The following is a 6,833-nucleotide window of genomic DNA, read 5'->3' on the forward strand; positions in this document are numbered from 1 at the left end:
ACGCCATTTACGGCAGCGCCTCTCCCTTCACTATACCGCCCGGACCGGGGTCACTGGCGATAAAGGGAAAAATTAACTGGCCGTGGCGCTGCCATCACCCCGCTTTTGACGCGCGGCGAGCCGTAAAGTTCGCTCTAGGATCTGGGAATAGATCGGTCGGCCACCCAGCCACTGGGCAACCAGAGTCGCACCGACTGTGGTGATCATCATCGGCAGGATCAGCTGATAGTTGTCGGTCATCTCGGTGACCAGCACGATGCCCGTGATGGGAGCACGCACTGTGGCAGCAAACAGCGCCCCCATTCCGGCGATGGCAAAGGCGCCGGGCTCGATGCCAAGCTCCGGAAACGCCGCATGAAACAGATGGCCGAACACCACGCCAAACAGAGTGCCCAACGCCAGGGTCGGCGCAAACACCCCGCCCGGGGCACCGGAACAGAAGCAGATGAGGGTCGCGACCAGCCGCACCGAGAAGATGAGGAACAGGCTCGCCATCGCATACTCATCCCCCATCAGATGGGGAATAAGCTCGGTGCCGCCCCCCGTCACCGAGGGGGCAAACAGCGACAGCACCCCAAAGGTCCCGGCGACCAGCATGCCGATGGCCACGAAACGGTGGCGCTTGTTCTGATGCAACGCCAGATAGCCATCCTGACAGGCCAGCACCAACTTGTTGAAGACAAAACCGAGCACCCCGAAAGTGGCCCCCATAAAGAGGAACAGCCAGAGCGCCTTGAGGGCTGGCGCATCGTAGTGGGGCAAGGTGATCACCGCTCCCTGCCCTTTCATGTTCTGCAACATCAAGGTCGCCATGATGGCGGAGATCCCCACCGCCTTGATGGCCAGAAAGGAGTAGCGGAATTGCGGTCGCATCTCCTCCATCACGAACAGGATGCCCGCCAGCGGCGCATTGAAGGCAGCAGCCAGACCGCCCGCCGCACCGGCGGCCAACAGGGCATGGCCATGTTCCTTGGGCAGCCGGAAGATATCCGCCACCATCTTGCCGAGGTTGCCGCCGATCTGTACCGAAGGTCCCTCCCGCCCCAGCACCATACCGGAGCTCAGGGTGCAGATGCCACCGAAGAACTTGACCGGCAACACCCGCCACCACCGCACCGGGCGCAGATCATCCATCGCCCCCTCGATCTCGGGAATGCCGGAACCGCCCGCTTCCGGGGCAAAGGTATGAGTGAGGAAGTAGCCGACAAATCCCAGCAAGGCGCTGAAGCCAAAGCCGAGCAGACCGAGCTGCCACCAGGGACGGTCGGCCAGCAAGGCAATGCGTTGCTCTGCCAGCCAGTGGACTCCCGATTCGAACAGGCCGCACACCAGTCCGGCCAGGGTGCCGACCAGCGCCGCCAGCAACAGAACCAGCAAGGGCATCTTGTCTTGCCGGATAATGCGGGAAAGCGGCCCCCGCGCAGAGGTATCGGCTTCAGAGGAGAGAGCTTGTTGCGCCATCTTGTTACACCAACTTGGAAAAACCATATCGTCAGCTAGCTGAGATCAGGATCACCCGGCGCGTTGCTCGGCTGCCCAGGGCTGGGGCTTTCTGCTATAGTCGGCCCGTTAAATTTTTGTCACGGGAGCAGACCGAGAGTCCGGGTGGCGAGAGCGCAAAGCATACTCCTGATGCTCCGACCTGCCGAGTCTCAATCGGCTGCAATCCCTTGTGTGACGACCAAAATCCCATTAAGGATGATCCATGTCAAAATCAGATCAGCTGTTTGAACAGGCCCGCCAGACCATTCCGGGTGGCGTCAACTCACCGGTACGCGCCTTCAATGGGGTCGGCGGCACGCCCCGCTTCATCGATCACGCCGATGGCGCCTACCTCTATGATGTGGATGGTCAGGCCTATGTGGATTACATCGGCTCCTGGGGCCCCATGCTGCTGGGTCACAACCACCCCGCCATCAAAGCCGCCGTCATCAAGGCCGTTGAGAAGGGGCTGAGCTACGGTGCGCCGACCGAGATCGAAGTGCTGATGGCCGAGAAAGTCCGCCAGATCGTCCCCTCCATGGAGCAGGTTCGGATGGTCAACTCCGGCACCGAAGCCACCATGAGCGCCATCCGTCTGGCCCGCGGCTACACCGGCCGCGACAAGATCGTCAAATTCGAGGGCTGCTACCACGGCCACGCCGACTCCCTGCTGGTCAAGGCCGGTTCCGGCGCCCTGACCCTGGGTCAACCGAACAGCCCGGGCGTTCCGGCCGATTTCGCCAAGCACACCCTGACCTGCGTCTTCAACGATCTGGATTCGGTGCGTGAAGCCTTCACCCAGTACGGCAGCGAAATTGCCTGTATCATCGTCGAGCCGGTCGCAGGCAACATGAACTGCATCCCGCCGGTCCCCGGCTTCCTGGAAGGGCTGCGCGCCATCTGTGACGAGTTCGGTGCCCTGCTGATCCTGGACGAGGTGATGACCGGCTTCCGCGTCTCCCTGCGCGGTGCCCAGGGCCACTACAACATCGAGCCCGACCTCACCACCCTCGGCAAGATCATCGGTGCCGGCATGCCTGTGGGCGCCTTCGGCGGCAAGAAGAAGGTGATGCAATACATTTCACCGACCGGCCCTGTCTATCAGGCGGGTACTCTCTCCGGCAACCCGGTGGCCATGGCGGCCGGTCTGACCATGCTGGATCTGCTGCTGGAGCCGGGTCTCTATGAGCAACTGAGCGCCAAGACGGCTCGTGTTGCCGAGGGACTGAAAGCGGCCGCAGCCAAGCACGGCATCCCGCTCGCCATCAACTATGTGGGCGGCATGTTCGGCTTCTTCTTCACCGACGAGCCCGAAATCACCCGCTACGAGCAGGTCACCCGCTGCGACATGGAACGCTTCAAGCGCTTCTACCATCTCATGCTGGAAGAGGGTGTCTATCTGGCGCCGAGCGCCTACGAGGCGGGCTTCCTGTCTCTGGCTCACGGCGACAAGGAGATCGAACATACCCTGGCTGCCGCCGAGCGCAGCTTCGCCAAGCTGGCTGGCTAAATCGCCGCAGGTTGTCGCAGAAGGGCCCGTCATGGGCCCTTATCTATTGCTGTGCAGCGATCACCAGACAGGGCATCGATACGCCCAGTTCTGGTGCATTCCCCCTCGTCATCCGTCGTTTTGTCATCCTCTGGTGCAACTTGCCCTGCCATCCCTGTCATAAAGTAGGCCCACTATTTGCACATTCACCACAAGAGCCCACGTCACCGAGGTCCATATGGCAGAGATGAGCCCCATCGATGTGCTGCGGCGCTATCAGGAGTATCAGGAGGAGTTGACCCCGCTACTGCAGGGGCTGCTCAGCGCCCCCCTTGTCTCGCTCAAGGGGTATTCCTTTGTCGTCAGCATTGACCATTATCAGGGGCCGATGTGCATCCAGCCTGCGGCACCGGCCGCCCATAACCGGTTGCACCTTATCGTGCAGGGGCAAGGACGGGAGATCACCGTCTGTCTGAATCAGCTGATTGGCTGGTTGATGGGAGACAGGGAGCGCCGCCGCGCCATGCCCTGGTTCAAGGCGGTCTATGTGGTGCTCAGCATGGCGCTGTTTCTCATCGTCGCGACGCTCATCTGGCACGGGCTGGAGCAGCTCTACCAGCTATTGTGCGGCGAGCAGCAGAACCAGCTCGGCGCCTTTAGCGCCATCATCTTCCTGACGCTGGCACTGGCGGTGTTCGATCTGGGCAAGACCATTCTGGAAGAGGAGGTACTGCTGCATAAGGATATCTTCCGCCACAGCGCCATTCGCCGCACCATCACCCGCTTTATCGCCGCCATTCTGATCGCGGTCTCCATCGAGGGGCTGTTGCTGCTGTTCAAAGGCTCGCTCGGCCAGAACGAGCTGCTCTGGCCAGCGGTCGGAGTGATGGGGTGTGCGGTGGGTTTGCTGCTGGCGCTTGGCCTCTATGTCTATCTGGGGGCCAAGGCCGAAGCGGCACTGGTACAGGCTAGCCTGCGCTCTCCACCGTCAGCTGCACAGGGGAGCGACGCGCCGCCCGCCAGGAGGCGTACATGGTCCAGGAGGTATAGATGACGATAAAGGCAACCAGCCACTTCAGCATCTCCATATCCATGGATTTGACCAGCATGGCGGCCAGCACCACACCGATGGGGCCGAAGATGGCCACTGCCAGCACCGCCTTGGCATCGAACGCCCCTTTGCGGATAAAGGTGCCTGCGGAGAAAACGCTAAGCACGGCGGTGGAGCCCATCATGATGGGAAACGCCGCCAGCGGATTCATCCCCAGCAGATAAACCAGCGTCATGCAGGGGGCAAACAGGCCGATACCGACATTCATCAGCACCCCGAAGATGAAATTGCCAAGCAGGGCAATCGCCAACTTGTAGCCGCTGAGCCCCATCGCATCGCCGCCTACAGGGAAAAGACCCAGCAGACCGGCAAAGATAAGCCCTGCGACGACCAGCAAGGAGATGGCCATCACCAGCCGGATGGTCTGCCGATCAAACGAAGCCACATGGCGAGCGCCCCAGGCTGCGCCCGCTGCGGCGGCCATCATCATGCTGATCAGCGTCAGCGGCTCCACTGCGACTGCACCGACGAAGATCAGCGACTGAGTCACAGTCGGCAGCACGCACTGACCATTGAGGGTACCCGGCAGCACTCGATCATCGATCAGCTTGAACTGCTTGTAGCAGGCGGTCTTTACCGCAAAGCTGCCCACCCCCAGGGTATCGAGGAAGTTGGCAACCCCACCGATCAACGCCACCGGCCAGAAGGGGGTCGCCTCAAAGGATCCACTCTGCTTCTTCCGCCAGCAGGCTTGCACCAGCATAAAGATGAATACGAGGCCTCCGGCTATAAAAACCAGCCGTAAAATATCAACTAACATAGGGGTTTCTCCTGCAACGGGCGGCGATTCTAAGGCAAGCAGCAGAAAAAATCTTGACCGGAATTAAGCAATGCTCACGACACACCTCTGCGAGGCGAAATATTTATCAATAGACTCCGAACGACTCTGCTAATACTTGTTACTGAGGCCAACAGGCCGGGTCCTGAGCACGTTGTTATGGTCCTTTCGCGACGACCACTTGTGCCAAAGGACATAATAAAAAAGAGGGCCGGTAGTGATACCGACCCTCTTTCTGTATCTGGCCGGGGCGCTGGGCCCTCGACCATGACAACTGCTTATTGAATGCTCTTGCCGGCACGCACGTCCTTGATAAACCCCATCAGGCTGGCCAGATCACGGGGGGCACCGCGCAGGATCTGATCACCGATGATGAAGGCCGGGGTACCGGAGATACCGAGCGCTTCAGCCAGCGCACGGTTGGTACCGAGGTTCTGGTCAATACTACCATCCTTGATCTTGGCTTCCACCTTGCTCCAGTCAACACCAGCCGCCACAGCCAACTGCTTGACCTGCGCTTCATCTGCGAGCGGGCCCTGATGGGTATAGAGCTTCTCGTGGAACGCCTGGTATTTGTCAGGCTGACCCAGCTGGACCGCCAGCGCAGCACGAGCTGCGAAGTAGGAGGACTCGCTCAGAATGGGGAACTGCTTGTAGATGTAACGGATATCTTTATCTTCCGCCATCAGCTGCTTGACCAGCGGATGGGCCCGTTTGCAGTAACCGCAGTTGTAATCGAAAAACTCCACAATGGTCAGCGACGCCTTCGGATTCCCCATCTCGGGATCCTGATTGGCATAAAGCTGCTTGGAGTGAGCCTTGATCAGCACCTTGTCACTCTCGGCCTGCTGGCTCTCCTGCTTGGCACGCAGGGCATTGGACATCTCGACCAGGATCTCGGGATTCTTGACCAGATAGTCGCGAACGATTTGCTCGACATCGCTTTTGGTCAGCTCGCTTGCATGTACCGGCGTCGCCAGCAGGGTCACGCCAGCCAGCGCGCAAAACAGGGCATTTTTAATAGTCATAACGTTATCTTGCAGAGGATATGATAGAGGCCACTATAGTGGTTGAGTCTGTTTTCAAGTCAAGCTATCTGGCCAAAAAAGCGCTTGATGAGCCATGATTGCCACTTTTTCATGTCATTTAGCGCAATTAACCAGCAATCAAACCGGACAGGGATTTACAAGCCGGATCAGCATGGTAATATTCGCCGCACTGTTGCGGAGGGGTGGCAGAGCGGCTGAATGCACCGGTCTTGAAAACCGGCGATGGGCGACCATCCGTGGGTTCAAATCCCACCTCCTCCGCCATTCATACCGAGCCCATGCAACCATGTTGCGTGGGCTTTTTATTTGCCTCCGATTTGTCATTCCTCATAGATCTCAACACATTAGCCTTCTTCAGCGCCCCCATTAATTTTCCCACCTGCAGGCTCAATAGCCACCACAAGATCCCCTACCAACATCTAACCTCTGCGTTCCTGCGGGTATCCCTTCCCAATTCCTTATTATCCCAAACAACAAGGACCCAAAGCAGCAACCACTGCGCCTGCGTGTTAGCACAGCCAACACACTCTCTGGCATAACGTCAGTGGGCGACTAACAAAATCATGGACAAACAGAGGGCTCAAAAAGAAAGACTTCAGCTAACACAGGACGCAGATGCCCAGGAAAGATCGCAAGCAAGAGATCGTAGCGTACGGGCGAGCATAGGATTCGTGGATCATGACTACGCCAGAGCCGCCATACAGAGCGACAGCGGTTCAGTGAAGAAAGAGTACCAAGCGGAACATCAGGCTATTTGTGGAACCAGAAAGCAGCTCCGAGTAACAATAAGAACAGAGGAAAGGAGATAGGGCCGGTAAAAAATCAGGCTACCTTCTGAGTTTCAGGTAATAAAAAACCCCGCTCATTGAGCGGGGTTCTTAAATTGGGTGCCTGGCAGTGTCCTACTCTCGCATGGCGAATGCC

5 protein-coding genes and 1 tRNA gene are annotated in these 6,833 nt (G+C 58.7%); 3 read left to right on the forward strand and 3 right to left on the reverse strand.

What is annotated here, in order from left to right; genetic code table 11:
- Positions 1–72: 72 nt before the first annotated feature.
- Positions 73–1,461, reverse strand: coding sequence for a H(+)/Cl(-) exchange transporter ClcA (gene clcA, locus G5137_RS09315; RefSeq protein WP_421255274.1), 1,389 nt, complete (start codon positions 1,459–1,461; stop codon positions 73–75).
- A 244-nt stretch (positions 1,462–1,705) separates the two neighbouring features.
- Here clcA and hemL point away from each other — a divergent pair, with 244 nt between their 5' ends.
- A complete protein-coding gene (gene hemL, locus G5137_RS09320; protein WP_421255275.1) occupies positions 1,706–2,992 on the forward strand; it encodes a glutamate-1-semialdehyde 2,1-aminomutase in 1,287 nt (428 codons plus the stop codon).
- A 217-nt stretch (positions 2,993–3,209) separates the two neighbouring features.
- Complete coding sequence (locus G5137_RS09325; protein WP_421255276.1) at positions 3,210–4,025, forward strand: hypothetical protein; 816 nt, start codon at positions 3,210–3,212, stop codon at positions 4,023–4,025.
- Here the strand turns inward: G5137_RS09325 and G5137_RS09330 are convergent.
- Positions 3,940–4,842, reverse strand: coding sequence for a sulfite exporter TauE/SafE family protein (locus G5137_RS09330; protein WP_064338862.1), 903 nt, complete (start codon positions 4,840–4,842; stop codon positions 3,940–3,942). The two genes, G5137_RS09325 and G5137_RS09330, sit on opposite strands and share 86 nt — an antisense overlap.
- Positions 4,843–5,138: 296 nt before the next feature.
- Positions 5,139–5,888: a DsbA family protein gene (locus G5137_RS09335; protein WP_421255277.1), complete on the reverse strand. Its 750-nt coding sequence runs from the start codon at positions 5,886–5,888 to the stop codon at positions 5,139–5,141.
- Between the two features lie 197 nt (positions 5,889–6,085).
- Here G5137_RS09335 and G5137_RS09340 point away from each other — a divergent pair.
- A tRNA-Ser gene (locus G5137_RS09340) sits at positions 6,086–6,173 on the forward strand.
- Positions 6,174–6,833 lie beyond the last annotated feature (660 nt).

The organism is Aeromonas sp. 600282 (assembly GCF_049175755.1).
Classification (GTDB): Bacteria; Pseudomonadota; Gammaproteobacteria; order Enterobacterales; family Aeromonadaceae; genus Aeromonas; species Aeromonas veronii_A.